Raw genomic sequence first — 26,271 nt, 5'->3', positions numbered from 1 at the left:
GTTGTCCGTGGTTTCAGCTCAATGATCGCGCGCTGCAGGCTTGTGGGCGCGTTACTTCCAAACGCAGCACCGGGCGCAAAGCGCCGGGTGAGAACCGGAGCACGTGAAATGGCAGCAATGCAGAAAAAGCCTGGATTCAAACCGCTGTTGATCAGCATCGCGTTGACAGTCTTGGTGATGAACGCGGCACAGGCCAAGGAGCTTCCGCAATTGGGCAGGGCACCGTTGGACGATGTGATAGCGGCATTGACCCTGCAGGAGAAGATCGAACTGGTGACCGGCCAGGGGATGAGTTTCCCCGGCCTGCCTGAGGACATGCAGGCGCCGGTAGTGGGTGCGATTGAAGACAAGGTGGCCGGTGCGGCGGGCGCGACTGTGGCGGTGCCGCGATTGGGCATTCCTTCGCTGGTGCTGGCCGATGGTCCGGCGGGGGTACGTATCGAGCCTACCCGCAAGGATGCCCCCGGCCGAACCTTCCATGCCACCGCGTTCCCGATCGGCAGCGCCCTGGCCAGCTCCTGGGACCTGGCGCTGGTACGCAAGGTGGGTGCAGCCATCGGTGATGAAGCGGCTGCCTATGGCATCGACGTGATGCTGACGCCGGCGCAGAACATCCACCGGTTTCCGTTGGGCGGGCGCAATTTCGAGTACTACTCCGAAGATCCGGTGGTCAGCGGCGAGATGGCGTCTGCCTTGGTCAATGGGTTGCAGGCGCGTGGTGTCGGGGCATCGGTGAAGCACTTCGTGGTCAACAACCACGAGTGGAACCGCAACACCATCAATGCGAAGGTGGATGAGCGGACGTTGCGGGAGATCTACTTGAAGGGCTTCGAGATCTCCCTGCACAAAGGTCAGCCGTGGACGGTGATGTCCAGCTACAACAAGCTCAATGGCAGCTACACCTCGGAGAGCAACTGGCTGCTGACCGATGTGTTGCGTGCCCAATGGGGCTACCAGGGCGTAGTGATGACCGATTGGTTCGGCGGGACGGATGCGGTCGCGCAGATGCAGGCCGGCAACGAGCTGCTGATGCCCGGCACCGGCAAGCAGCGTGCGGCTATCCTGGCGGCGGTGGGCAGCGGTTCATTGGATGAGGCGGTGCTGGATCGCAATGTGCAGCGTGTGCTGGAGCTGGTGCTGCGCAGTCGTGCCTACAGGCAGCTGCCGCATTCGGACCAACCCGACCTGTCCGGTAACGCACGGATCTCGCGTAGCGCAGCGACCCAAGGCATGGTCCTGCTCAAGAACCAGGCGGCCGCGCTGCCGCTGCCTGCCAACGCCAGCGTCGCGTTGCTGGGTCATGGCAGCTACGAAGTGAATATCGGTGGAACCGGAAGTGGCGACGTCAACGAGGCATATGCCGTTACCCTGGCCCGTGGATTGGAGAGCGCGGGTTTCAGCAATGCGGGCGGGCTGGAACAGGCCTACACACGCTATATCGACGAAGAGGTCCCCAAGCTTCCGAAGACCGAGTGGTACCTGAGCAAGCCGCGCATCGCAGAGCGGGTTGTGAGTGATGACGAGTTGCAGAGCCTGGCGCGGCAGCAGGATGTGGCGGTGGTGACCATCGGCCGTGGCTCGGGTGAGTTCGTTGATCGCAAGGCGGAGGGTGATTTCAATTTGACCGCAACCGAATACGCACTGCTGGAGCGAACTTCAAAGGCTTTCCGTGCGCGGGGAAAGAAACTGGTGGTGGTGCTCAATATCGGTGGCGTGATCGAGACGGCCAGTTGGAGCCGCTTCGCCGATGCCATCCTGCTGGCCTGGCAACCAGGGCAGGAGGCTGGGAATGCGATTGCCGACGTGCTGTCCGGCACGGTGAACCCCTCCGGCAAGCTTGTCGATACGTTTGCGATGCAGCTGGGTGACTATCCGGCCAGTAAAGGCTTCCCCGGCAGGGAGTTGCTGGGCCCGGATCCGAATGCGAGTTCTATCTTCGGGCAGATCTCACGTGCCGCCGAAGTGGAATACGACGACGGCATCTGGGTGGGTTATCGTCACTTTGATACGCGCAAGGTGGAGGTGGCCTATCCATTTGGTTTCGGCCTGTCTTACACCACGTTCGCCTATAGCGACCTGAAAGTGGATGTCAGTGACGCCGGACCGGTGCGGGCCAGTGTGAAAGTCACAAACACCGGCAAGTTGGCGGGTAGCGAAGTCGCACAGGTTTATGTCAGTGCGCCGCAGGGCGTGCTTGAGAAGCCGAGTCAGGAGTTGCGTGCATTCGGAAAAACGGGCGTGCTGCAACCGGGCCAGTCGCAGGTGCTGCAGTTTGAGATCGAAGGCAGGGATCTGGCCTCGTTCGACACAGGTCGTGGCCGTTGGGTAGCGGACGCGGGCACCTACAACCTGCGTGTGGGCGCTTCATCGCGTGATATCCGTGCGCAGCAGGCCTTCGAGAAAGCGCAGGCCAGCGACTACGCACCCTGATGCGTACTTCTGCATGAGATGGATGTGCCGGGGCAAGCGTGCTGCTTGCCCCGGCGTCGATCTGGCTAGAGATCCTGCAGGTTGTCCAGTTTGCGCAGCTGCGGCGCTTTCCATGCGGTAACCGCGGCCACGCCGAGCACCGCGCAACCGCCGACTACCACCGCCGTCACCAGGCCCAGCAGGCGCGCCATGCTGCCGCCGTAGAATGCGCCCAGCTCGTTGGACGAGCTGATGAAGATGCCGTTGATCGACGACACCCGGCCGCGCATTTCATCCGGGGTCACCAGCTGCATGATGGTCGAGCGCACTACCACCGACACGCCGTCGCAGGCACCGTAGAACACAAGGATCGCCGCCGACAGCCAGAAGCTCCTGGACAGGCCAAAGGCAATCACGCACAGGCCGAAGCCGGCCACCGCGGACAGCAATACGCGACCAGCATTGCGCCGCAAGGGGTGACGGGCCAGCCACAGGCCGACGGCGATGGAGCCCAGTGCCGGTGCCGCGCGCAGGATGCCCAGGCCTTCCGGGCCGTAGTGCAGGATGTCCTGGATGAAGGCCGGCAGCATCGCCACAACGCCGCCCAGCAGCACCGAGAACATGTCCAGCGCCATCGCGCCAAGCATGATCTGGTTGGACAGCACGAAGCGTGCGCCTTCGGCGATGCTGGCGAAGATCGGTGCGCGGGTCTGCGGCGGTGCCGGCTCGCTGACCTTGAGCGAGGCCAGTGCAACCAGTGCCAGCACTGCCATCGTCGCCGCCACGCCATAGGACAAGCCCTTGCCGCCAACGGCGACCAGTACGCCGCCCAGCGCAGGGCCAATGACCATGCCCATCTGGAACACCACCGTGCCGAAACCGGCACCACGCGCGAACTGCTCACGCTTGAGCACCCGCGCGAACAGTGCGTTGTAGACCGGCGACAGGAAGGCGCGGACCATGCCGGTCAAGGCCACCGCCAGATAGATCGGCCACACGCCTTTGACCGGCAACCAGCCGGTAGCCACGGCGACCAGCATCAAGGCGGTGGCGATCAGCCCGAGGCAGGCGGTCATGCCGAGCTTGCGGCGTGGCAGGTGATCGACCAGGTAGCCGGCGAACGGTGCCACGCAGAAGTAGGGCAGTACCTCGGCCAGGCCGATCAGGCCCAGCGAGAATGGATTGCGGGTGACTTCATAGATATGCCAGCCGACCGTGACCGCGACGATCTGGTAGGACAGCATGCCAGCGATGCGGTACAGCAGCAGCTGGACGTAGCCGGGCTGGCGCAACAACTCGGAGATGGAACCGGTGTTGTTCACTGCTTGGCTTGGGCGGTATCGCGGATGAAGGCCAGCATCGCGGCAAGGCCGTTGCTGCGGGTTGGCGACAGGTGCTTGGCCAGGCCAATGGCGGACACATAGTCCGGATCGGTGGCGAGGATCTCAGTGGCCGAGCGGCCCGAGTACACGCGCAGCGCCAGATAGATCAGGCCCGAGACAATGGCCGAGTCGCTGATCGCATGGAACACCAGCTTGTCGGCATCGCCTTCGGGCACGATCCAGACCATGGACTGGCAGCCGAGCAGGCGGTGTTCTTCGGTCTTCCATTCCTCCGGGAAGGCGGGCAGCTTGCGACCGAGGTCGATCAGGTACTGGTAGCGCTCGGACCAGTCACCGAAGAAGGAAAACTCCTCGGCAATGGCGGCCTGGGCTTCGGCGGGGGTGGGTTCGAGCGGGAAGGGGGAGTTGATCATCGTTGGTCCTGTGCTTGGCCGGTCGCGTTGGCGGCGAGGGGCTTTGGAGTGGGTCGGGGCGTTGTTGCCCTCACCCCAACCCCTCTCCCGCAGGCGGGAGAGGGGTTTAGTGCGTCGCTAGCCGACGCCATGTGTGCAATTGCAGCTTCCGCTCAAGCCCCTCTCCCGCGCGCGGGAGAGGGGTTGGGGTGAGGGCAAGCCTTACCCGCGCTTCCAGCGCACACCCTGCGGCGTGTCTTCCAGCACGATGTTCTCCGCGGCCAGCTGGTCGCGGATGGCATCGGCACGGCCGAAATCGCGTGCCTGCTTGGCGGCGATGCGTTCGTCGATCAAGGCCTGGATACGTGCATCGTCGCCGGCTTCAGCACCACGCCCGAACCATTCGGCTGGCGCCTGCTGCAGCAGGCCAAGAGCGAGGCCTGCGCCGAGCAGCTCACGCTTCAGGCGCGACTTCTCTTCGCTGGACTCGGCCTTGCGCGCTTCGCTGGCGATACGGGCCACTTCGGCCAGTGCCAACGGTGTGTTGAGGTCATCGTCCAGCGCCGCCTCGACGCCGGCCGGAATAGCGCCCTCAGCGCTGATATCAACCAGGTCACGCAAGGTGCCGTACAAACGGTCCAGCGTGCGCACCGACTGCTCGATCAGCGCATCGGACCACTCCAGCGGTTGCCGGTAATGCGCCGACAGCAGCGCATAGCGCAGCGCTTCCGGCGGGTGCTGGCGCACCAGATCGTGCACGCGCTCGATGTTGCCGATCGACTTGCTCATCTTGGTGCCGCCGAAGTTGAGCATGCCGTTGTGCAGCCAGAAACGGGCGAAGGTCTGTCCGCCGTGGGCGCAGACGCTTTGCGCAATCTCGTTCTCGTGGTGCGGGAACTGCAGGTCGACGCCGCCGGCGTGGATGTCGATGGTCGGGCCCAGATGCGCGGCAGCCATCGCTGAGCACTCGATATGCCAGCCCGGGCGGCCACGGCCCCAGGGCGAGTCCCAGCCCGGCAGGTCGTCGCTGGAGGGCTTCCACAGCACGAAGTCGCCGGCGTCTCGCTTGTAGGGGGCTACCTCGACGCGCGCGCCAGCCAGCATTTCCTCCGGGTCGCGGCGCGAGAGCTTGCCGTAGTCGGCGAAGCTGCTGACCGAGAACAGCACATGGCCCTCGGCGGCATAGGCGTGGCCGGTGCTGATCAGCTGCTCGATCATGGCGATGATCTGCGGCATGTGCGCGGTGGCCTCCGGCTCGATCTCCGGCGGCACCACGCCCAGCGCGGCCATGTCCTCGCGGTAGGCGGCGGCAAAACGGTCGGTGATGGCCGAGATCGGCACCCCCTGATCCTTGGCCGCGGCATTGATCTTGTCGTCAACGTCGGTGATGTTGCGGGCGTAGCGCAGTTTTCCGTAACGGCGACGCAGTAGGTCGGCCAGCACCCCGAACACCACCGGGCCGCGCGCATTGCCGATATGTACATAGTTGTAGACCGTGGGGCCGCACACATACATGGTGGGGGCGGCGGGGTCGAGCGGAGCAAACGGCTCCAGCTGCCGCGTCAGGTTGTTGTGCAGGCGCAGGGTCATGGCAATCCGGGGGTAAACGAACCCGCCAATTCTAGCGGTCCGGGCCGGGTCGGGCATCCCCGGGCTGGGCAATACGCGTACGGATGGGTAATGTTCAGGCCCGGGGCAGCTGTGCTGCCTACACTAGTACCCGTCACCCGCGCCCTGTTCCTGCCGATATCTTGATGAAACCTGCTCCATTGCTGTCGACGATCTGCCTGTTGGCTGGTGCCGCCGTGCCCGCGTTCGCGCAGGAGCCGGAGCAGCGCAATCGCGTGGTGATCGTGGAAAACGTGCGCTACGACTACGCGCAGGTGCTCAATGTCGAGCCGGTCTTCCAGACCCTGCGCGCAAGTCGTACCGAGGAGCACTGCGAGCCGGTATCGACCCGCACGCTGGCGCCTGTGCAGGTGAAGGGTGAGGAAGACAAGGGCGGTTTCCGCCGCTTCTGGGACTCGGTGCGTGGCATTTTCAGCCAGCACGAAGGGCAGGCCCGGGAAGAGGAGATGGCGCTTGCCCCACAGGGTTCAGGCGGTTCTCCCGCGCTGCTGACCCCGGAGTGCAAGATCGTCGAGGTTGGGCGTGAATTCCGCCGGCCCATCGCCTACGACGTGGATTACGTCTACAAGGGCATCAAATTCCGCTCACGGCTGCCGGAAGACCCCGGTAACCGGCTCAAGCTGCGGGTGTCGATCACCCCGGATATCGGCCAGGCGCCGCCGGCCGCGAACAGCGTTCCGTGATGTTGCACCGCGACACTTGCGCCGGCCTGACCCGCGTGCGAGTATGCGCGACGATGAAAGCAACCAGCTTCCAGCACGAAACCAGCACCGCCCGGATGGCCACCGGCATGACCTCGCGTGCCCGCCGACCGGAATCCCACATATTCGCTGGGTGACCGGAGCTTCGTGCTGTCTGTTCGGAAAACCCAGCCCAGGCTGGGTTTTTTCGTTTCTGGTTCGGCAAAAGTTTCAAACGCAATGAGCCGCGCGCATGCGCATCCGCCCACCGGCGACGGTGGATCTCCGCAATAAAGGATGGATCGATGTCTCTGAAGCACTTTTTGAACACCCAGGACTGGAGCCGCGCCGAGCTCGACGCGCTGCTTACCCAAGCGTCGTTGTTCAAGCAGAACAAGCTGGGTGATGACCTGAAGGGCAAGTCGATCGCCCTGGTGTTCTTCAACCCGTCCATGCGCACCCGCACCAGCTTCGAGCTGGGCGCGTTCCAGCTGGGCGGCCACGCGGTGGTGCTGCAGCCGGGCAAGGACGCATGGCCGATCGAGTTCAACCTCGGCACGGTGATGGACGGCGATACCGAAGAGCACATTGCCGAAGTGGCCAAGGTGCTGGGCCGTTACGTCGACCTGATCGGCGTGCGCGCGTTCCCGAAGTTCGTGGACTGGAGCAAGGACCGCGAGGACCAGGTGCTCAAGAGCTTCGCCAAGTACTCGCCGGTGCCGGTCATCAACATGGAGACCATCACCCATCCGTGCCAGGAGCTGGCGCACATCCTGGCGCTACAGGAGCACTTCGGTACCAGCGACCTGCGTGGCAAGAAGTACGTGCTGACCTGGACCTACCATCCCAAGCCGCTGAACACCGCCGTGGCCAACTCGGCGCTGACCATTGCCACCCGCATGGGCATGGACGTGACCCTGCTGTGCCCGACCCCGGACTACATCCTGGACGAGCGCTACATGGGCTGGGCCGAGCAGAACGTGGCCGAAAGCGGTGGTTCGCTGCAGGTCAGCCACGACATCCAGAGTGCCTATGCCGGGGCCGACGTGGTCTACGCCAAGAGCTGGGGCGCGCTGCCGTTCTTCGGCAACTGGGAACCGGAAAAGCCGATCCGCGACCAGTACAAGCACTTCATCGTCGATGAAGCCAAGATGGCGCTGACCAACAATGGCGTGTTCAGCCACTGCCTGCCGCTGCGCCGCAACGTCAAGGCCACCGACGGCGTGATGGATTCGCCGCAATGTATTGCAATCAACGAAGCCGAGAATCGCCTGCACGTGCAGAAGGCGATCATGGCGGCAGTGATCGGCAAGTAATGCTTTAGCCCCTCTCCCAGTGGGAGAGGGGTTGGGGTGAGGGCAACGCTCCTCGCTCCAGGCAACGCCTCCACTTCATTACCCCCTCCCCAACCCCTCCCCCGGCGGGGGAGGGGCTCAAGAACCACAGCAGAGATTCCTTCCCCATGAGCAAAGACATCGTCCTCGCCTTCTCCGGCGGCCTCGACACCAGCTTCTGCGTGCCTTACCTGCAGGAGCGCGGTTACAACGTGCACACCGTGTTCGCCGACACCGGCGGCGTGGATGCCGACGAGCGTGATTTCATCGAAAAGCGTGCGGCCGAGCTGGGCGTCGCCAGCCACGTCACCGTCGATGGCGGCCCAGCCATCTGGAATGGTTTCGTCAAGCCGTTCGTGTGGGCAGGCGAGGGCTACCAGGGCCAGTACCCGCTGCTGGTCTCCGACCGTTACCTGATCGTCGATGCCGCGCTCAAGCGCGCCGCCGAGCTGGGCACCAACATCATCGCCCACGGCTGCACCGGCATGGGCAACGACCAGGTGCGTTTCGACCTGGCGGTGAAGGCATTGGGCGATTACCAGATCGTCGCGCCGATCCGTGAAATCCAGAAGGAACACACCCAGACCCGCGCCTACGAGCAGAAGTACCTGGAAGCGCGTGGCTTCGGCGTGCGCGCCAAGCAGCAGGCCTACACCATCAACGAGAACCTGCTGGGCCTGACCATGTCCGGCGGCGAGATCGACAAGTGGGAAGCCCCGGGCGAAGGCGCCCGTGGCTGGTGCGCACCGCGCAGCGCCTGGCCGATCGAGCCACTGACCGTGACCCTGAAGTTCGTCGAAGGCGAAGCGGTGGCGCTGGACGGCAAGGAATTGCCGGGTGAGCAGATCCTGGCCAAGCTCAACAAGCTGTTCGCGCAGTACGGCGTCGGCCGAGGTGTTTACACCGGCGACACCGTTATCGGCCTGAAGGGCCGCATTGTGTTCGAAGCCCCGGGCCTGGTCTCGCTGCTGGCCGCGCACCGCGCGCTCGAAGACACCGTGCTGACCAAGCAGCAGAACCGCTTCAAGCCCGAAGTCGCGCGCAAGTGGGTGGAGCTGGTGTACGAAGGCTTCTACCACGACCCGCTCAAGACCGACATCGAAGCCTTCCTGAAGGCCTCGCAGGCCAAGGTCACCGGCGAAGTGGTGCTGGAAACCCGCGGCGGCCGCGTTGATGCGGTGGCGGTGCGTTCGGAACACATCCTCAACGCCAAGGGCGCAACCTATGCGCAGTCGGCCGATTGGGGCGTGGAAGAAGCTGAAGGCTTCATCAAGCTGTTCGGCATGAGCTCGACGCTGTACGCGCAGGTAAATCGCTAAGCGCACAAAGCCCCTCTCCCACCGGGAGAGGGGTTGGGGTGAGGGAAGGGGCGCAGCTGCATGCAACGGCGGCGCAGCCTTACCCTCATCCGCCCCTTTGGGGCACCTTCTCCCGCAGGGAGAAGGGAGCTTCGTCCGCCTCCGCCATGAACTGAAACCATGACCAAGCTGCTCCAATCCACCCTCGATCACCTGGAAAAGCTGGTGTCCTACGACACCCGCAATCCGCCGCGTGCCATCACCACCGGTGGCATCTTTGATTACCTGCGCGACAACCTGCCGGGCTTCAATGTCGAGGTGATCGACCACGGTGCCGGTGCGGTCAGCTTCCATGCGGTGCGTGGCACGCCGAAATACCTGTTCAACGTGCATCTGGACACCGTGCCGGATTCGCCGCACTGGTCGGCCGATCCGCACGTGATGCGCCGCTTTGATGACCGCGTTGTCGGCCTTGGCGTCTGCGACATCAAGGGCGCCGCCGCAGCGCTGGTGGCCGCCGCCAACCTGACCGACGGCGATGCTGCCTTCCTGTTCTCCAGTGACGAAGAAGCCAATGACCCGCGTTGCATCGCCGCCTTCCTGGCGCGTGGCATCGCCTATGAAGCGGTGATCGTCGCCGAACCGACCATGAGCGAGGCGGTACTCGCGCACCGTGGCATCAGCTCGGTGCTGATGAAGTTCCAGGGCCGCGCCGGCCACGCCTCGGGCAAGCAGGACCCGTCCGCCAGTGCCCTGCACCAGGCGATGCGCTGGGGCGGCAAGGCGCTGGAGCATGTCGAGTCGCTGGCGCATGCACGCTTTGGCGGCCTGACCGGCCTGCGCTTCAACATCGGCCGCGTCGAAGGCGGCATCAAGGCCAACATGATCGCGCCCGAGGCCGAGCTGCGCTTTGGCTTCCGGCCGTTGCCGTCGATGGATATCGACGCGCTGCTCGGGACCTTTGCCGGCTTCGCCGAGCCGCAGGCCGCGCATTTTGAAGAAACCTTCCGTGGCCCGAGCCTGCCATCCGGTGATATCGCCCGCGCCGAGGAACGTCGCCTCGCCGCGCGCGACATCGCCGACGAGCTTGGCCTGCCGATCGGCAATGCCGTGGATTTCTGGACCGAGGCTTCGCTGTTCTCGGCCGGTGGCTACACAACCATGGTGTACGGCCCGGGCGATATCGCCCAGGCCCACACCGCCGATGAGTTCGTCACGCTGGAGCAGTTGCAGCGCTACGCCGAGTCGGTGCTGCAGATCCTGCAACGCGGCGCCTGAGCCGCCCGTGGCCCGGCGGCTTGCCGCCGGCTCCTTTCCGCGACCCTCAAGGTCGCCATGTAGATACAAGCAATGTCCCCAGCCATGCAGCCGCACCGCCAGACCCGCCAGACCATCGTCCGCCTGCTTTCGAGCATGGCCAGCGCGAAGGAAATCAGCCAGTACCTCAAGCGCTTCTCGCAGCTTGATGCCAAGCGCTTTGCCGTGGTCAAGGTCGGTGGCGCCGTGCTGCGCGACGATCTGGAAGCGCTGACTTCGTCGTTGTCGTTCCTGCAGGAAGTCGGCCTGACCCCGATCGTGCTGCACGGCGCTGGTCCGCAGCTGGATGCCGAGCTGTCGGCCGCAGGCATCGAGAAAAAAACCGTCGATGGCCTGCGCGTGACCTCGCCCGAGGCACTGGCGATCGTGCGCAAGGTGTTCCAGCAGTCCAATCTCAAGCTGGTCGAAGCGCTGCAGCAGAACGGTGCACGCGCCACCTCGATCACCGGCGGCGTGTTCGAGGCCGAGTACCTGGATGTGGATACCTACGGCCTGGTTGGTGAGGTGAAGAAGGTCAACCTGGCGCCAATCGAGGCCAGCCTGCGTGCCGGCTCGATCCCGGTGATCACCAGCCTGGGCGAAACCCCGAGCGGGCAGATCCTCAACGTCAACGCCGACTTTGCCGCCAACGAGCTGGTGCAGGAACTGCAGCCGTACAAGATCATCTTCCTGACCGGTACCGGCGGCCTGCTCGACGAGGAAGGCAAGCTGATCGACTCGATCAACCTGTCCACCGAGTATGACCAGTTGATGCAGCAGCCGTGGATCCACGGCGGCATGCGGGTCAAGATCGAGCAGATCAAGGACCTGCTGGATTGTTTGCCGGAAGAGTCCTCGGTATCGATCACGCGCCCGGCCGACCTGGCCAAGGAGCTGTTCACCCACAAGGGTTCCGGCACGCTGGTACGGCGTGGTGAAAAGGTGCTGAAGGCGACGTCGTGGGACCAGCTGGATACCGCGCGATTGAAGTCGCTGATCGAGTCGAGCTTCGGCCGCACCCTGGTGCCGGACTATTTCGAGAAAACCAAGCTGCTGCGCGCCTACGTCAGCGAGAACTATCGCACTGCGGTGGTGCTGACCGATGAAGCCGAGGGCGTGTACCTGGACAAGTTCGCCGTGCTCGATGACGCGCAGGGCGAAGGCCTGGGCCGCGCGGTGTGGAACGTGATGCTGGAAGAAACCCCGCAGCTGTTCTGGCGCTCGCGCAACGGCAACCCGGTCAACCATTTCTACTATTCCGAGTCGGATGGCTGCTACAAGCTCGATCACTGGAAGGTGTTCTGGTTCGGCGCCAATGACTTCGACAGCATCAAGGGCTACGTCGCGCACTGCGGCGAGCGCAAACCGAGCCTGCAGGGATGAGCATGGATCTGGCCGCCGCCGGACACTGGGGTCAGGTGCCCATCCTGAAGGGGCGGCATGTGACGCTGGAGCCGTTGCAGCTTGCGCATGTGCCGGCGCTGCAGCGCGCCTTGGGTGAAGGCGAGTTGTCGCGCTGCTGGTACACCAATGTGCCGACCCCCGAGCACGCCGGTCACTACGTCGTTGCTGCGTTGGAAGCGCAGTCGCAGGGCAGGGTGCTGGCGTTCGTGGTCCGCGATGCCAGCGGCGAGGTGGTTGGCAGCACCCGCTTCTACGCGCTGGAAGCCGACGTGCCACGCCTGAACATCGGCTACACCTGGTACCACCCGCGCGTGCAGCGCAGCGGGCTGAACACCGAAGCCAAGCTGCTGTTGTTGCTTCACGCCTTCGAAACCCTCGGTTGCATCAGCGTGGGCTTCGAGACCAGCTGGTTCAACCATGCCTCGCGCACCGCCATCGCCCGCCTCGGCGCGAAGCAGGATGGCGTGCTGCGCAGCCACAAGCGTCACGCCGATGGGTCGCGCCGCGATACCGTGGTGTTCTCCATCATCGACACGGAGTGGCCGGCGGTGAAAGCCCACCTGCAATTCCTTCTGGATTCGCATTCATGACTGACAAGAAATTCTCGGTAGGCATTGTTGGCGCGCGCGGTTACACCGGCGCCGAGTTGATCCGCCTGCTGGCCGCACACCCGCGCATCGAGCTGGCCTTCGTGTCCTCGCGCGAGCTCGGTGGGCAACGCGTGGCCGACCATAACGAGGACTACAAGGGCGAGTTGCGCTACGAAAGCCTTGGTCCGGACGCGGTTGCCGCCAAGGGTGTGGACGCGGTGGTGCTGGCATTGCCCAACGGCAAGGGCGAACCGTTTGTGGCCGCGCTGGATGCAGACGCGCCGGATACGGTGATCGTTGATCTGTCAGCGGACTATCGTTTTGACAACAGTTGGTACTACGGTCTGCCGGAATTGACCCGCGCCCGCTATGCCGGGCAGAAGCGGATCAGCAACCCGGGCTGCTACGCCACCGCGATGCAGCTGGCCATCGCGCCACTGCTGAGCCAGCTGGCCGGTCCGCCGACCTGTTTCGGCGTTTCCGGTTGGTCCGGTGCCGGCACCACGCCGTCGGACAAGAACAACCCCGAGCTGCTGCGTGACAACCTGATGCCGTATGCGCTGACCAACCACGTGCACGAGCGCGAGGTGTCGACCCAGCTCGGCGTACCGGTCGAGTTCATGCCGCATGTCGCGCCGCATTTCCGCGGCATCACCATGACCGTCAACCTGTGGCTGCAGCAGCCGCGCAGTCGCGAGGAAGTGATGGCGCTGTACCAGCAGCGCTACGCCAACGAGCCGCTGGTTGAAGTGGTGGATGAGGCGCCGTGGGTCAGCCGCATTGCCGGCAAGCACGGCGTGCAGATTGGTGGCTTCACCATGGCGCCGGGCAACAAGCGCGTGGTGGTGGTGGCGACCATCGACAACCTGCTCAAGGGTGCGGCCACGCAGGCATTGCAGAACCTCAACCGGGCGTTGGGGCTGGATGAGCTGATGGCGGTTCCGTACTGATTCTGGTGGGTAGCGGCGACTGGAAGGTTGCCAGCTTCGCGGCCTATGCCGCTCCTACATGGCTGCATTTAGAGAGATCGACATGACTAATTTGCTTTGGCAGAAACCCGGCGTTGCGGTGGACGCGAAGATCCAGACCTTCCTGGCCGGTGACGATGTCATCCTGGACCGCGAGTTCTTCCTGCACGACATCCAGGCCAGCGCCGCGCATGCCGAAGGCCTCCAGCACATCGGCATCCTCAGTGCCGACGAGTTGGCAGCACTGAAGCGCGAGCTGGCGATCCTGGCTGACGATTTCCGCAGTGGTGCCTTCGTGCTGGACGAGCAGTACGAGGATTGCCACTCGGCCATCGAGGCGCGGCTGACCGAGCGCCTGGGCGATGCTGGCCGCAAGATCCACACCGGCCGCAGCCGCAACGACCAGATCCTGGTCGCTACCCGGTTGTGGCTGAAGGACAAGCTGGAGCGTGTTGCGCAGATCAGCACCGAAGTTGCGAAGGTCGCGCTGGACCGCGCCGCTGCCGAACAGCTGCAGCCCTTGCCGGGTTACACGCATATCCAGCGCGCCGTGGTTTCCTCTGCTGGCATGTGGTGGGCCGGCTGGGCCGAGGCCTTCATCGACAATGCCATCCGTGCCCGCGACACCCGCGCGCTGATCGACACCAATCCGCTGGGTACGGCCGCCGGTTACGGCGTCAACCTGCCGCTTGACCGCGAACACACCACGGCGGCGCTGGGTTTCTCGCGCATGCAGATCAGCCCGATCTACGCGCAGCTCTCGCGCGGCAAGTTCGAGCTCGCCGCATTGGAAGCCCTGGGCGGGGCGACGCTGGACCTGCGTCGTATCGCATGGGATCTGTCGCTGTTCACCACGGGCGAGTTCGCTTTCGTCGCGTTGCCGGCGCAGTACACCACTGGCAGCTCGATCATGCCGAACAAGCGCAACCCTGACGTGATCGAGTTGATGCGCGCTACCCACGCCAGCATCGCTGCCGCGCGTACCGAGATCGAGCAGCTGCTGTCGCTGCCATCCGGTTACCAGCGCGACCTGCAGAACTCCAAAGGGGCAATCGTGCACGGCTTTGGTCGTGGACTGGCCGCGCTGGAACTGCTGCCTGCCTTGCTGTCGAATCTGGATTGGCGCGATGACAACATCCGCGCAGCGATTGATTCGGGCATGTATGCGACCGACGTTGCGGTGGAAGCCGCGGTGGCGGGCGTGCCGTTCCGTGATGCTTACAAAGCCGCAGCAGAGGCGGCGGATACGGCGGGGCAGGGGCGTACGCCTGAAGGCAGCCTGGCGGCGCGCGTGTCGCCCGGTGCTGCCGCGGATCTGCGACTGGAAGAGCTCAGTGCGCGCTGGAGCGCGTTGCAGGGCTGATGTTCTGATGCGGGCGCCGGAAGGCGCCCGTATTGGTTTGGCTCTTGCTCAAGCTCCTCTCCCGCTTGCGGGAGAGGGGTTGGGGTGAGGGGAAGCTTCTAGCTAGTTAAAGTCACAAGCCCCCTCATCCGCCCTTCGGGCACCTTCTCCCGCAGGCGGGAGAAGGGACAGCCAAAGCCAAAGCCAAAGCCAAAGCAGAAGCCAAAGCAGAAGCCAAAGCCAAAGCAGAAGCCAGAGCAGAAGCCAGAGCAGAAGCCGAAGCCAAAGCCAACGCAAGTTCCAAGCGAAAGCAATCGCGCCAACTTCCGCTTTGGCGTGGTGTCATAGGCAGCTAAAGGAGAATGCAATGAAGCTCTACCTGGTATTGGCCATGCGCAAACCGTCGTTCGACGACGCGGTGATCGCGCCACACAAAGCCTTTCTCGATGTACTCAGCGGCAATGATCAGCTTCACCTGACCGGCGGCTTCAGCGACGGCACCGGCGGTGCCTACGTGCTGAAGAATGTCGACACCCTCGACGCCGCCAAAGCCATCGTCGCCAGCGACCCCCTGGCCATCCACGGCAGCTCCGAGCTGACCATCCATGAGTGGAATACCCGCTGATCCCATGATCCAGACATCGTTCTCGCCGTTCACCGAACAAGCGCTGCCGCAGTGGCGCCGCGCCGTCCTCAAGGTCGGCAGCAGCCTGCTGGCGGCCGATGGTGGTGGCTTGACCCCGCGCTTCGCGCTTGGGCTGGCGCAGTTCGTGTCGGCCAATGTGCTGGCCGGGCGCGAAGTGGTGATCGTCTCTTCCGGCGCAGTGGCCGCTGGCCGCGCCATCGTACCCAAGGCCGCCGAAGCCGGCGCGGCCATGGCGGCCAGGCAGGCCTTGGCTGCACTGGGCCAGGCGCAGTTGATCGGGCTGTGGCAGCGCTTCTTTGAACGCCCGGTGGCGCAGGTGCTGCTCACCCATGACGACCTGCGCAACCGCCGCCGCTACCTCAATGCGCGCGCGACGCTCAACGAGTTGCTGGCGCTCGGTGCGCTTCCGGTCATCAACGAGAACGACACCGTGTCGGTGGATGAACTCAAGCTCGGCGACAACGACAATCTCGCCGCCATCGTTGCGGCGTTGGTCGATGCCGATGCCTTGTTCATCGCTACCGACATCGACGGCCTCTACACCGCCGATCCGCGCAGCAATCCTGATGCAGAACCGATCAATGAGGTCACCGAGCTGACGCCGGAGGTCCTTGCCATGGCCGGCGGCAGTGGCAGTGCGGTCGGTACTGGAGGCATGCATACCAAGCTGCAGGCTGCTGCCAAAGCTGGAGCCGCGGGGATCGACACCTTCCTGTTCAATGGGCGCAGCGGCGATGTCGTGCGCGGGCTGGCGCAGGGGAGGTTGCATGGCACGCGCCTGCATGCCGGGCAGTCACGTATCGCCGCGCGCAAGTATTGGCTGAAGCACGCACCGCTTGAACCAGGCGCGATCCTGATCGACGCCGGCGCTGCACGTGCGCTGCGCGACAAGGGCGCCTCGCTGTTGCCCGGTGGCGTGGTGGGCGCGGAAGGTGAGTTCCGTCGTGGCGACATGGTGGAAGTGCGGTTGTTCGATCCGCACGGCCAGCAGCGCGTGGCACGTGGCGTCAGCCAGTATTCCGCCGTCGATATCCGCCGCATCAGCCAGCACCACACCAGCGAGATCGAATCCATCCTCGGCTACAACTACGGCGACAACGTGGTCCATCGTGACGACCTGGTGTTGCTGTGAGTTTTCCTTTGATCATCGGCAGGACAGAACATGAGTGATATCCGCACCCTCGCATTGCAATGCCGCGATGCCGCGCAGCAACTGGGCCTGCTTTCCAGTCAAGCCCGCAGCACGCTGCTGAAGTCGATGGCCGCTGCGCTGGAAGCCGATGCAGGCAGCATCCTCGCCGCGAATGCGCGTGACCTGCAGGCGGCGCGCGACAAAGGTGTGGGTTCGGCGATGCTGGATCGTTTAGCTCTGAATCCAGAGCGCCTGCGTGGCGTGGCCGATGCGCTGCGTGAAGTGGCCGCTTTGCCGGATCCGGTGGGCGAGGTGACCCGCGACTACGACCGCCCCAATGGTATCCGTGTGCAGAAGGTGCGGGTGCCTTTGGGGGTGATCGCGATGATCTACGAGGCGCGGCCGAATGTGACGGCTGACGCGGCAGCGCTGTGCATCAAGGCCGGCAATGGCGTGATCCTGCGCGGTGGTTCCGAGGCCATCCATTCCAATACGGCGATTGCCGCCAGCCTCAAGCGCGCATTGCGCGAAGCAGGTTTGCCGGATGCGGCTTTGACACTGGTTGAAGACCTGCGCCGCGAAACCATGTTGGAGCTGCTGCAGCTCAACGACATCATCGATCTGGCCATCCCGCGCGGCGGCGAGGGCCTGATCCGCTTCGTCGCCGAGCATGCGCGGGTGCCGGTGATCAAGCATTACAAGGGCGTCTGCCACCTGTTCGTCGATGACAGTGCCGACCTGCAGTTGGCAGTGGATCTGCTGATCGATGGCAAGACCTCGCGTCCGGCGGCCTGCAATTCATTGGAGACCCTGCTGGTGCATGAGGGCATTGCAGCTGAGTTCCTGCCATTGGCAGCAGCGGCGCTGCGCGAACGCAGTGTCGAGCTGCGGGGTGATACAGCGACCCAGGCGCTGGTTGCCGATATCGTTCCGGCAATCGAAGACGACTATGCCGCCGAATACCTCGACCTGATCCTCGCCATCCGCGTGGTGCCGGACCTGGCTGCCGCCATTGCCCATATCCAGACCCATACCTCGGATCACACCGAAGTCATTGCCACCGGCAATCCGGCGCATGCCGAAACCTTCGTGCGCGCGTTGCGTTCGGCGGTGGTGATGGTCAATGCCTCCTCGCGTTTCTCCGATGGCGGCGAGCTGGGCCTGGGCGCGGAGATCGGCATCTCGACCACACGCCTGCATTCCTACGGCCCGATGGGTCTGGAGGCGCTCACGGTAGAGCGCTTCGTGGTGCGCGGCGAGGGACAGATAAGGCATCCGTTGAGGTAAGTCGCCGTCGTAGCCCGGGTAAGCGCAGCGCACCCGGGAGCTCCTAGCATTCGTTGACGCGTTGTTTCGATCGTTGCATTCCCCGGGTGCGCTGTGCTTACCCGGGCTACATCGGCTGGCATTGATCTTCGTTGTTCTATAGTGGCCGTGTGAGCCGCGCAGTCTCCGCAGCTTCAGCGTGCACAGAGTTTCAATGCTTCCAACACCGTCAGCTTCGCGGCTTACGCCGCTCCCACAACGACCGGTCAGTTCCGGTGCTGGTGCGCGAGTACGAAAAAGCCGCCGAATCACTTCGGCGGCTTTCGTGTATCAGCAACAACTCATTTCCAGTGGTCTTCCAGCTGCTGCGGTTTGCAGGCAAACCACGCACCGGTCAGCAACACGCCGGAACAGCAGGCGAGGAAGGCAAACGACCATGCCCAGCCATCGCTCATGCCATGCAGCCAGCCGAACAACAGCGGGCCCAGGCTGGCCAGGCTGTAGCCCACGCCCTGCATGAAGCCGGACAGCGCTGCCGAGCCGGCCTGGCTGCGGGTGCGCAGATTGATCAGGGTCAGCCCCAGCGGGAAGGTCGATGGGCCAAGGCCGGCGATGACGGCCCATAGCAGCGGTGCGCTCATCGGCGCCCATAGCAGGCCGGCGAAGGCGATCATGTTCAATACGAACACCATCACCGCGATCGGGAAGGGGTTGCGCATGCGCACCGCCAGTGCGGGCACCAGCAGCGAGGGCAGCAGGCCGATGGCCGAATACACCGCCACCATCACGCCGCCGAAGGATTCACTGGCACCGGCTTCCACCATCACCTTCGGCAACCAGGTGAACAGTGAATACGTTCCCAGCGAGGTCATGCCGAACATCAGTGCCATGCCCCAGCCGAGTTGCGTCTTCCAGACGCGACCAGCGGCGTGCTCGGTGCTGGTGGTGGTTGCTTCCGCGCGTGGGGCGCTGCGTGCCAGCAGGATCCACGGCAGCAACGCGGCCAGCGACAGCAGTGACCACATGCCCAGCGAGATGCGCCAATCGAATTGATCAGCCACCGGCACCGCCAGCAGTGCCGGCACCATCGTGCCAGCCTGCAGCACGGTGATGTAGATCGTGCTCAGTGTGCCCACGCGGTCGGCGAAGTAGCGTTTCACCAGTGGTGGCACCACCACGTTGCCCATGCCCATGCCGGCCAGGGCGATCGCCGAGCCCAGCAGCAGCATGCCGACGTTGCCGGAGAAGGCACGCAGCAGCAGGCCGATGGTGGCCAGCACCATGGTCAGCACGGCAGTGCGCTCCAGGCCGATGGCGCGGGTGATACGTGGCGTAGCCAGGCCAAACACGGCGAAGGCGGCGGTCGGCATCATGCCGAGCACACCGGTCATGGTGCTGCCGAAATCGAAGATGTGGCCAAGCCGGTCCAGCAGTGGCGTCAGCGAGGTGACCGCACTGCGCAGGTTGGCCGAGACCAGCACGATGGCGATGAATGCCAGCAGGCGGCCCTTGAGCAGGGGGTGCCGGGGAAGGGGCTGGGCGGACGTGGACATTGCTTACTCCGACGCGGTGGGTGGCGTCGTTTGAAACCCACCAAAAACAAAAGCCGACCAGAGGCCGGCTTTTGTCAAATTGGTCGGGGAGACAGGATTCGAACCTGCGACCTCTACGTCCCGAACGTAGCGCTCTACCAGACTGAGCTACACCCCGAAGGAGCCGCCTATGATAGCGGTGAACCTCGTGCCCTGCAAGTTCTTTTGTTCAGTCAGCGCTGCCTGCAAGGCGTGGTGCGTTGGCTGCCGGTAATCATGTACCGGCGAATAAAAAGCCTGGACAACGTTGCCGTTGTTCCAGGCTAGTTTCGACCCTTTGGTCGGGGAGACAGGATTCGAACCTGCGACCTCTACGTCCCGAACGTAGCGCTCTACCAGACTGAGCTACACCCCGCGAAGGGAGCCGGAAAGATACGCTCAGTCCGGCGTTTTGGCAATACCTTCACGCAGTTTTTCAGCGCTTTGCATCGATCTTGTTTGCTTCGCGCGCTTCAAACCACATGCCGTTGAGGATGGCGACCGTCGCAGCGAGGCCAGCACCCAGAATCCAAGCGAAGTACCACATGAGTTGTCTCCTTAGTGTTGTCGTTGCGGATCAGTAGGCGTTCGGGTTTTCACCCATTTCTTCCAGCGTGGTCTTGCCCTTCAGTACGCGGTACACCCAGGTGGTGTAGGCGATGATGATCGGCAGGAAGATCACGGTGGCCAGCAGCATCACCCACAGGGTCAGGTGGCTGGAGGAACCGTCCCACACCGTCAGGCTGGAGCCTGGCTGGGTGGAGGAGGGCAGCAGGAACGGGAAGATCGCAAAGCCAACGGTGAAGATGATGCCGGCAATGGAGGCACCGGAGGCGATGAAGGCAAGGCCGCCACGACGCTTGCGCAACAACACCGCACTGGCCAGTGCACCCAGCAGGCCCACCACCGGCGCCAGGATCGTGGCCGGCATGGTGCTGTAGTTGTGCAGCCAGCCACCGGCCTGCGAGAACTCAGCCGTCTTCAACAGCGGGTTGCTGGCACCGTCGGTAACCACCTGCGAGGTGATCTGGTAACCCGGCAGGCCGAAGGCAACCCAGGCACCGGCAAGGGCGAACAGTACAAACGAGGCGATGGCGGCGATGCTGCCGATCTTTGCCGAACGCTCAGCGACCGGGCCGCTGGTCTTGAGTACAAGCATGGCGGCACCGTGCGACACCAGCATCGCCACGCTGACCAGCCCAGCCAGCAGGGCGAACGGGGTCAACAGGCCGAGCAGGTTGCCGGTGTAGAACACGCGCTGGGTGTCATCGAAGTGGTACGGCACGCCAAGCAGCACGTTGCCAACCGCCACGCCCATGATCAGCGCCGGGATGAAGCCGCCGATGAACAGCGCCTTGTCCCAGTTGTTGCGCCAGCGCTGGCTGGGCATCTTGCCGCGGTACTTGAAGCCGACCGGGCGCAGGATCAGGGCGAACAGGATCAGGAACATCGCCAGGTAGAAGCCGGAGAAGCTCACCGCATACAGCGGCGGCCAGGCGGCGAAGATCGCGCCGCCACCGAGCACCAGCCACACCTGGTTGCCTTCCCATACCGGGCCGATGGTGTTGATCACCAGGCGGCGCTCTTCATCGGTCTTGGCCACGAACGGCAGCAAGGTGCCAACGCCCAGGTCGAAACCGTCCATCACCGCGAAGCCGATCAGCAGCACGCCAAGCAGCAGCCACCAGATCACGCGTAGCGTCGTGTAGTCCAGAAGAATGAATTCCATGTGTGTTCTCCTGCCTTATGCCTGGCCGTTGCCGGCGGCATTGGCGTGGTTGTTTGCGACGGCCGACTGCTGCAGCGAGGGCAGGATGTCGTCCGGGCCCTTGCGAATGGCCTTGAGCATCAGCTTGACTTCGATGACCAGCAGCACCGTGTACAGCGCGGTGAAGCCGACCAGCGTTGCCAGGATTTCGTAGACGGCCAGGCCCGAAGCGGCATAGAACGTCGGCAGCACACCATCAACAGCCCACGGCTGACGGCCGTACTCAGCGATGAACCAACCGCATTCGATGGCGATCCACGGTGCGGGCAGCGACCACAGGGCAACCCGCAGGAAGGTGCGCTTGTCCTCGAAGTTGTTGCGGCAGGAGTAATAGAAGGCCAGGGCGAAGAAGCCGATCATGTAGATGCCGAGACCGACCATGACGCGGAAGGTCCAGAACAGCGGGCCAACCGTCGGCACCGTATCCAGCGCAGCCTGTGCAATCTGCTCGGGGGTGGCGTTCTCGATGTCGTCGCGGTAGCGCTTCAGCAACAGGCCGTGGCCCAGATCCTGCCAATGACGGTCAAAGACCTCGCGGGCTTCAACGTCGTTCTTGTCGGCGCGGATGCGTTCCAGTGCGGCGTAGGCGATCTGACCACCCTTGACGCGACCTTCGGCCTGCTTGACCAGGTCCAGGATGCCCGGGATCTCCTCATCCAGCGAACGGGTGGCGATCAGGCCCATCACGTACGGGATCTGCACTTCGAAGTCATTGCGCTGTTCCTGCTGGTTCGGGATACCGAATGCAGTGAACGGTGCCGGAGCCGGATGGGTATGCCACATGCCTTCGATGGCAGCCAGCTTCATCTTCTGGTTTTCGGCCGTGGCGTAACCGGACTCATCACCCAGCACGGCAACCGAGATGGACGCCAGCAGGCCGAACGCCGAAGCCACTGCGAACGAGCGCCGGGCGATGTCACGGTGCTTGCCGCGCAGCATGAAGAAGGCCGAGATCGACATCACGAACATCGCGCCGGCCACATAACCGGCCGAGACGGTATGCACGAACTTGGCCTGGGCCACCGGGTTCAGCAGCACGGCGGCGAAGTCCACCACTTCCATGCGCATCGTTTCCGGGTTGAACACCGCACCCACCGGGTACTGCATCCAGCCGTTGGCGATCAGGATCCACAGCGCCGACAGGTTGGTGCCCAGCGCCATCAGCCAGGTCACGGTCAAGTGCTGCACCTTGGACAGGCGGCCCCAGCCGAAGAAGAACAGACCGATGAAGGTCGCTTCCAGGAAGAACGCCATCAGGCCTTCGATGGCCAGCGGTGCGCCGAAGATGTCACCCACATAGTGGCTGTAGTAGGACCAGTTCATGCCGAACTGGAACTCCATCACGATGCCGGTACCCACACCCATGGCGAAGTTGATGCCGAACAGCACGCCCCAGAACAGGGTCATCCGGCGCCAGACATCCTTGCCGGTCATCACATAGACGCTCTCCATGATCGCGATCATGAAAGAGAGCCCCAGCGTGAGCGGGACGAAAATGAAGTGATACATCGCGGTCAGCGCGAACTGTAGACGTGACAGTTCTACGACTGTTGAGTCGATCATGGCCTGGCTACCTCGTGGGAATTGGGCGTCATGGAGTGGCTGGGAGGGGTTCTATGGCAGCGATACTCCCCGTTCAGGCCTGCCAATGCCTTGATCTGGATCAATGTGGGCTGGCTGTCCAACGCCGATGGTGCAGGGCCGGCAGGCTGGGTACGGCTTGCTTACAATCACGTAGATCTCCTTCACCTGAGTTGTCAGTCTTGAGCGAAGTTCCACATTCCAACGCGGTGCAACAGCAACGCCGCGTACAGCAGCAGTGGCTGGCGGCTCTGGCGTCCGGGGCCCGCTCGCAGCAGCGTTTGGCGGCCTTGGCCGTCTGTACTTCAGGTGCGCTGCTGATCGTGCAGGCTGGCGCCATTGCCTGGTTGATCCAGAGCATAGTCGTGGAACGACTGAATTGGGTACAGGTAGTTCACGGTTTCTGGGTATTGGCAGCGGTGTTGCTGCTGCGCAGCCTGCTGGGCGGGGTCGCGCAGACCGCCGCCGGCAAGGTCGCCGACAGCGCCAAACTGGCGCTGCGCGAGCAGGTTTACCGGCGTCTGCTGGCACGTGGACCGCTGTGGCTGCGCCGTCAGCGCACGGGCGAGCTGGGCGAGTTGCTGCTGTCACACGGCGATGCCATCGAGGGCTATTACGCCGGATTCCAGCCGGTGCGGGTGGAAGTGGTGGTGGTGCCGCTGCTGATTGCCGCTGCCGTGGCCTATGTGGACTGGGTGGTGGCGCTGATCTTCATTTTCACCGCGCCGCTGGTGCCGTTCTTCATGATGCTGGTGGGCTGGGGCGCCGAGGCCGCTGGCCGCGCCCAGCTCGGGGAGTTGGCGCGGATGAGCGGCCACTTTGCCGATCGCATCAAGGGCTTGGGCCTGTTGCGCCTGTACGGGCGCGGTGAAGCCGAGCTGGAAGGGGTTGCCGCCGCCGCTGATGGCGTGCGCGAGCGCACCATGAAGGTGCTGCGCATCGCCTTCCTGTCCTCCACGGTGCTGGAATTCTTCGCTTCGGTCAGCGTGGCGATGGTGGCCCTGTACCTGGGGTTGAGCTATCTCGGCCTGATGTCCTTGCACTCGGTGGTGCCGACCCTGGGCACCGGCATGTTCTGCCTGCTGCTGGCGCCGGAGTTCTACGCGCCGCTGCGGCGGCTGGCCGCGCATTACCACGACCGTGCCAATGCGTTGGCGGCAGCGGCCGAAGTCGAGCGCCTGCTGGCTGACGATCAGGATGCTGCTGTGGCTACGTCCGTCGCTGCGTCCCTGGTAGCGCCGGAGCCGGCGCAGTTGCACGCGCCGCTGGTGTCGGTACGCAGTGTCGTGCTGCGCCCCCAAGGCGCCACCCACGATGTGTTGAAGGATTTCTCGCTGGAGATCGGCGACGGTCAGCGCCTGGCCCTGATCGGTCCCAGTGGCAGTGGCAAGAGCACCTTGCTGGAAGCCCTGGCCGGCTGGCTGCCGCCGCGCGAAGGTCGCATTGTTGTCCGCGACGGCGTGCGCCTCGGCTACGCCGGCCAGCGTCCCTATCTGTTCCACGGCTCGATTGCCGACAACCTGCGCATGGCCGACCCGGCAGTAAGCGCTGCGCGCCTGCAGGCGGTGGCTGAAGTGGCCCAGGTGATGCGCTTTGCCCAGCATCTGCCCTTGGGCTTGAACACGGTGATCGGTGAGCGCGGCTTTGGCCTGTCCGGTGGCGAAGCGCGGCGGATTGGAGTGGCGCGGCTATTGCTGCTGGAGCCGGATCTGTTCCTGCTTGACGAACCCACCGCCTTCCTCGATCCGCAGACCGAAGCGGATCTATTGCAGGCCCTGGCGGCGCATACGCGTGGTCGCACGGTGCTGATGGCCACCCATAGCGAAGCGGCGATGCGCTGGGCCGACAAGATCATCGATCTACAGGACAGCGTGCAGGTTGCAGTGCAGGGAGTGCGCGCATGAGCCCGCAGACGATGCGTGATGTATTCAAGCGCCACCGCTGGCGGCTGGCATTGGCGACGGCGCTGCTGTTCACCACCATGCTGGCGGGGGTTGGCCTGCTGGGTTTGTCTGGTGGCTTCCTCACCGCCGCAGCGTTGGCCGGTGCCTTGGGCATGGGCGGCACTTTCAATTTCTTCTCACCGTCGGCCGGCATTCGTGCGTTGACGATGGCACGCATCGTGTCGCGCTATTTCGAAAAGCTGGTCGGCCACGATGCGACCTTGCGGATTGCGCGTGACCTGCGCGTGTGGTTCTTCCAGCGTGCACTGCCGTTGGCGCCTGCCCGATTGGGAAGCAGTCGTACCGGTGAGTTGCTGGCGCGGTTGATCACCGATATCGGCGAAGTCGATGGCTTGATGGTGCGGGCGATCAGTCCCTTGCTGGCCCTGGCGGGCGCCGCCGTGGCGAGCGTGGTCGCGGCCGGACTCATTTATTGGCCGGCGGCACTGTTGTTGCTGGTGCTCGCGGTGTTGGTTGGAATCGGCGTTCCGGTGTTCGCGGTGCGCCGTGGCGATGCGGTCGAGGCCGAGCGCGCGCAGCAGCGCGCCAGCCTGCGCACCTTGGCGTTCGAAGGCTTGGAGGGCGCTGCTGATCTCACTGCCCTGGATGCCCGCGATGATTGGGCGTTGCGTGTGGATGCAGCCGCGCAGCAGTTGGCGCGCAGCGATCAACGACGTCGTGGCCGTCTGATCGGTGGCAACGTGCTGCATTCGGCGCTGGCGGGTCTTGGCCTGTTGGCGATGCTGTGGCTGGCGTTGACGGCGTTCCAGACAGGCAAGGTGGAGGCGCCGTTTGCTGCAACGCTGGCGTTCCTGACCGTTGCGCTGCTGGAGGTCGCAGCAGGCAGCGGCATTGCCTGGCAGGCCCTGCAGTCGGCGCGGGTCGCCGGCAAGCGTCTGCGGCAGATTGTTGATCAGGCGCCAGCCGTGCAGGACCCGGCCCAGCCCCGCGCCGTGGCTGCGGATGCGGCCGCGGTTGTGTTCGAGCAGGTGGTGTTTTCCTGGCCTGGCGAGACGCGGCGTCTGCTGGATGGCGTGGATCTGCAGCTGGCGCCGGGCGAGCGCATCGCCATCCGTGGCGACAGCGGCTGCGGCAAGACGACCTTGTCCGCCCTGCTGCTGCGGCTATGGGACCCGCAGCAAGGGGCAGTGCGCTTCGGTGGTGTCGATCTGCGTGAGTTCGCCCAGGATGATTGGTATCGGCAGATTGCCTGGTTGCCACAAGGGGCGCCGGTGTTTGCCGGCAGCATTGCGGAGAATCTGCGGTTGGGCGATCCGCAGGCCGGCGACGACGCCTTGTGGGCGGCACTGGCGCAGGTGCGCTTGAGCGATTGGGCGCAGCAACAAGGCGGGCTCGCCGCATGGGTGGGTGAGAACGGCGCCACCATGTCGGCAGGTCAGGCGCGGCGTTTGGCCTTGGCGCGTGCCTTGCTGCGCAACGCGCCGATCATGGTGCTGGATGAGCCGACCGAAGGCCTGGACGTGGATACCGCGCATGCGCTGCTACTCGATCTGGCGGCGGCGCTGGGGCAGCGCAGCCTGTTGATGATCACCCACGATCGACTGCCGGAAGGTGTGGTGCAGCGCGAGTACCGGTTGCAGCAGGGGCGTTTGAGCCTGCAGTAGCAAGCGTTGAGCCGGGTTGTGCCCGGCTTTGTAGACCTACGGGTTGCGATGCGC

Annotated in this window: 21 protein-coding genes and 2 tRNA genes; 14 read left to right on the top strand and 9 right to left on the bottom strand. The window is 64.3% G+C overall.

What is annotated here, in order from left to right; translation table 11 throughout:
• Positions 1 to 117 precede the first annotated feature (117 nt).
• Positions 118 to 2,430, top strand: a complete 2,313-nt coding sequence (locus AC13FW_RS06405) for a beta-glucosidase (RefSeq protein ID WP_482988552.1) — start codon at positions 118 to 120, stop codon at positions 2,428 to 2,430.
• Between the two features lie 65 nt (positions 2,431 to 2,495).
• Here AC13FW_RS06405 and AC13FW_RS06400 read toward each other — a convergent pair whose 3' ends face one another.
• From AC13FW_RS06400 to cysS, 3 genes are all read right to left on the bottom strand, one after another.
• Positions 2,496 to 3,731, bottom strand: a complete 1,236-nt coding sequence (locus AC13FW_RS06400; RefSeq protein ID WP_482988551.1) for an MFS transporter — start codon at positions 3,729 to 3,731, stop codon at positions 2,496 to 2,498.
• A complete protein-coding gene (locus AC13FW_RS06395) occupies positions 3,728 to 4,165 on the bottom strand; it encodes a SufE family protein (protein WP_296251620.1) in 438 nt (145 codons plus the stop codon). The genes AC13FW_RS06400 and AC13FW_RS06395 overlap by 4 nt, the downstream gene beginning before the upstream one ends.
• Before the next feature lie 201 nt (positions 4,166 to 4,366).
• Positions 4,367 to 5,734, bottom strand: coding sequence for a cysteine--tRNA ligase (gene cysS, locus AC13FW_RS06390; protein WP_296251622.1), 1,368 nt, complete (start codon positions 5,732 to 5,734; stop codon positions 4,367 to 4,369).
• Positions 5,735 to 5,898: 164 nt separating this feature from the next.
• Between cysS and AC13FW_RS06385 the strand changes: the two genes are divergently transcribed.
• The 11 genes from AC13FW_RS06385 to AC13FW_RS06335 all read left to right on the top strand — a co-directional run bounded on the left by AC13FW_RS06385 (position 5,899) and on the right by AC13FW_RS06335 (position 17,750).
• Complete coding sequence (locus AC13FW_RS06385; RefSeq protein ID WP_481533040.1) at positions 5,899 to 6,456, top strand: hypothetical protein; 558 nt, start codon at positions 5,899 to 5,901, stop codon at positions 6,454 to 6,456.
• 302 nt (positions 6,457 to 6,758) lie between these two features.
• Positions 6,759 to 7,769, top strand: a complete 1,011-nt coding sequence (locus tag AC13FW_RS06380; RefSeq protein WP_481533041.1) for an N-acetylornithine carbamoyltransferase — start codon at positions 6,759 to 6,761, stop codon at positions 7,767 to 7,769.
• Between the two features lie 146 nt (positions 7,770 to 7,915).
• A complete protein-coding gene (locus AC13FW_RS06375) occupies positions 7,916 to 9,106 on the top strand; it encodes an argininosuccinate synthase (RefSeq protein ID WP_482988550.1) in 1,191 nt (396 codons plus the stop codon).
• Positions 9,107 to 9,265: 159 nt separating this feature from the next.
• The gene (locus AC13FW_RS06370; RefSeq protein ID WP_482988549.1) at positions 9,266 to 10,363 is read left to right on the top strand and encodes an acetylornithine deacetylase; all 1,098 of its coding nucleotides are present in this window, start codon (positions 9,266 to 9,268) and stop codon (positions 10,361 to 10,363) included.
• A 72-nt stretch (positions 10,364 to 10,435) separates the two neighbouring features.
• Positions 10,436 to 11,764: an acetylglutamate kinase gene (locus tag AC13FW_RS06365; RefSeq protein WP_482988548.1), complete on the top strand. Its 1,329-nt coding sequence runs from the start codon at positions 10,436 to 10,438 to the stop codon at positions 11,762 to 11,764.
• Positions 11,761 to 12,375, top strand: coding sequence for a GNAT family N-acetyltransferase (locus AC13FW_RS06360; protein ID WP_482988547.1), 615 nt, complete (start codon positions 11,761 to 11,763; stop codon positions 12,373 to 12,375). The genes AC13FW_RS06365 and AC13FW_RS06360 overlap by 4 nt, the downstream gene beginning before the upstream one ends.
• The gene (gene argC / locus AC13FW_RS06355; RefSeq protein WP_482988546.1) at positions 12,372 to 13,325 is read left to right on the top strand and encodes an N-acetyl-gamma-glutamyl-phosphate reductase; all 954 of its coding nucleotides are present in this window, start codon (positions 12,372 to 12,374) and stop codon (positions 13,323 to 13,325) included. The genes AC13FW_RS06360 and argC overlap by 4 nt, the downstream gene beginning before the upstream one ends.
• An 82-nt stretch (positions 13,326 to 13,407) precedes the next feature.
• Positions 13,408 to 14,706: an argininosuccinate lyase gene (locus AC13FW_RS06350; protein ID WP_482988545.1), complete on the top strand. Its 1,299-nt coding sequence runs from the start codon at positions 13,408 to 13,410 to the stop codon at positions 14,704 to 14,706.
• 346 nt (positions 14,707 to 15,052) lie between these two features.
• Positions 15,053 to 15,310 carry a YciI family protein gene (locus AC13FW_RS06345; RefSeq protein ID WP_482988544.1) on the top strand — a complete coding sequence of 86 codons (258 nt, stop codon included), beginning with the start codon at positions 15,053 to 15,055 and terminating at the stop codon, positions 15,308 to 15,310.
• Positions 15,311 to 15,314: 4 nt separating this feature from the next.
• Entirely contained in the window at positions 15,315 to 16,463 is a 1,149-nt protein-coding gene (gene proB, locus AC13FW_RS06340) for a glutamate 5-kinase (protein WP_481533047.1), read from the top strand.
• Positions 16,464 to 16,493: 30 nt separating this feature from the next.
• The gene (locus AC13FW_RS06335) at positions 16,494 to 17,750 is read left to right on the top strand and encodes a glutamate-5-semialdehyde dehydrogenase (protein WP_482988543.1); all 1,257 of its coding nucleotides are present in this window, start codon (positions 16,494 to 16,496) and stop codon (positions 17,748 to 17,750) included.
• A 320-nt stretch (positions 17,751 to 18,070) separates the two neighbouring features.
• Here AC13FW_RS06335 and AC13FW_RS06330 read toward each other — a convergent pair whose 3' ends face one another.
• From AC13FW_RS06330 to AC13FW_RS06305, 6 genes are all read right to left on the bottom strand, one after another.
• Positions 18,071 to 19,282, bottom strand: coding sequence for a CynX/NimT family MFS transporter (locus AC13FW_RS06330; RefSeq protein ID WP_296251443.1), 1,212 nt, complete (start codon positions 19,280 to 19,282; stop codon positions 18,071 to 18,073).
• An 80-nt stretch (positions 19,283 to 19,362) separates the two neighbouring features.
• Positions 19,363 to 19,439: transfer RNA gene (locus AC13FW_RS06325), tRNA-Pro, on the bottom strand.
• Between the two features lie 160 nt (positions 19,440 to 19,599).
• Positions 19,600 to 19,676, bottom strand: a tRNA-Pro gene (locus AC13FW_RS06320).
• 60 nt (positions 19,677 to 19,736) lie between these two features.
• Positions 19,737 to 19,847 carry a cytochrome bd-I oxidase subunit CydX gene (cydX, locus tag AC13FW_RS06315; RefSeq protein ID WP_282269734.1) on the bottom strand — a complete coding sequence of 37 codons (111 nt, stop codon included), beginning with the start codon at positions 19,845 to 19,847 and terminating at the stop codon, positions 19,737 to 19,739.
• Positions 19,848 to 19,877: 30 nt separating this feature from the next.
• Positions 19,878 to 21,029 carry a cytochrome d ubiquinol oxidase subunit II gene (gene cydB, locus AC13FW_RS06310; RefSeq protein ID WP_313169661.1) on the bottom strand — a complete coding sequence of 384 codons (1,152 nt, stop codon included), beginning with the start codon at positions 21,027 to 21,029 and terminating at the stop codon, positions 19,878 to 19,880.
• Between the two features lie 15 nt (positions 21,030 to 21,044).
• Positions 21,045 to 22,631, bottom strand: a complete 1,587-nt coding sequence (locus tag AC13FW_RS06305) for a cytochrome ubiquinol oxidase subunit I (protein WP_296251448.1) — start codon at positions 22,629 to 22,631, stop codon at positions 21,045 to 21,047.
• A 200-nt stretch (positions 22,632 to 22,831) separates the two neighbouring features.
• On the opposite strand from AC13FW_RS06305, the gene cydD reads away from it, so the two are divergent.
• Positions 22,832 to 24,553 carry a thiol reductant ABC exporter subunit CydD gene (cydD, locus tag AC13FW_RS06300; protein WP_482988542.1) on the top strand — a complete coding sequence of 574 codons (1,722 nt, stop codon included), beginning with the start codon at positions 22,832 to 22,834 and terminating at the stop codon, positions 24,551 to 24,553.
• The gene (gene cydC, locus AC13FW_RS06295) at positions 24,550 to 26,217 is read left to right on the top strand and encodes a thiol reductant ABC exporter subunit CydC (protein WP_482988541.1); all 1,668 of its coding nucleotides are present in this window, start codon (positions 24,550 to 24,552) and stop codon (positions 26,215 to 26,217) included. Before cydD ends, cydC begins: the two co-directional genes overlap by 4 nt.
• Positions 26,218 to 26,271: the final 54 nt, after the last annotated feature.

This window comes from Stenotrophomonas sp. 21LCFQ19, from assembly GCF_056861425.1.
This window is presented reverse-complemented; position numbering and strand designations above follow the sequence as displayed.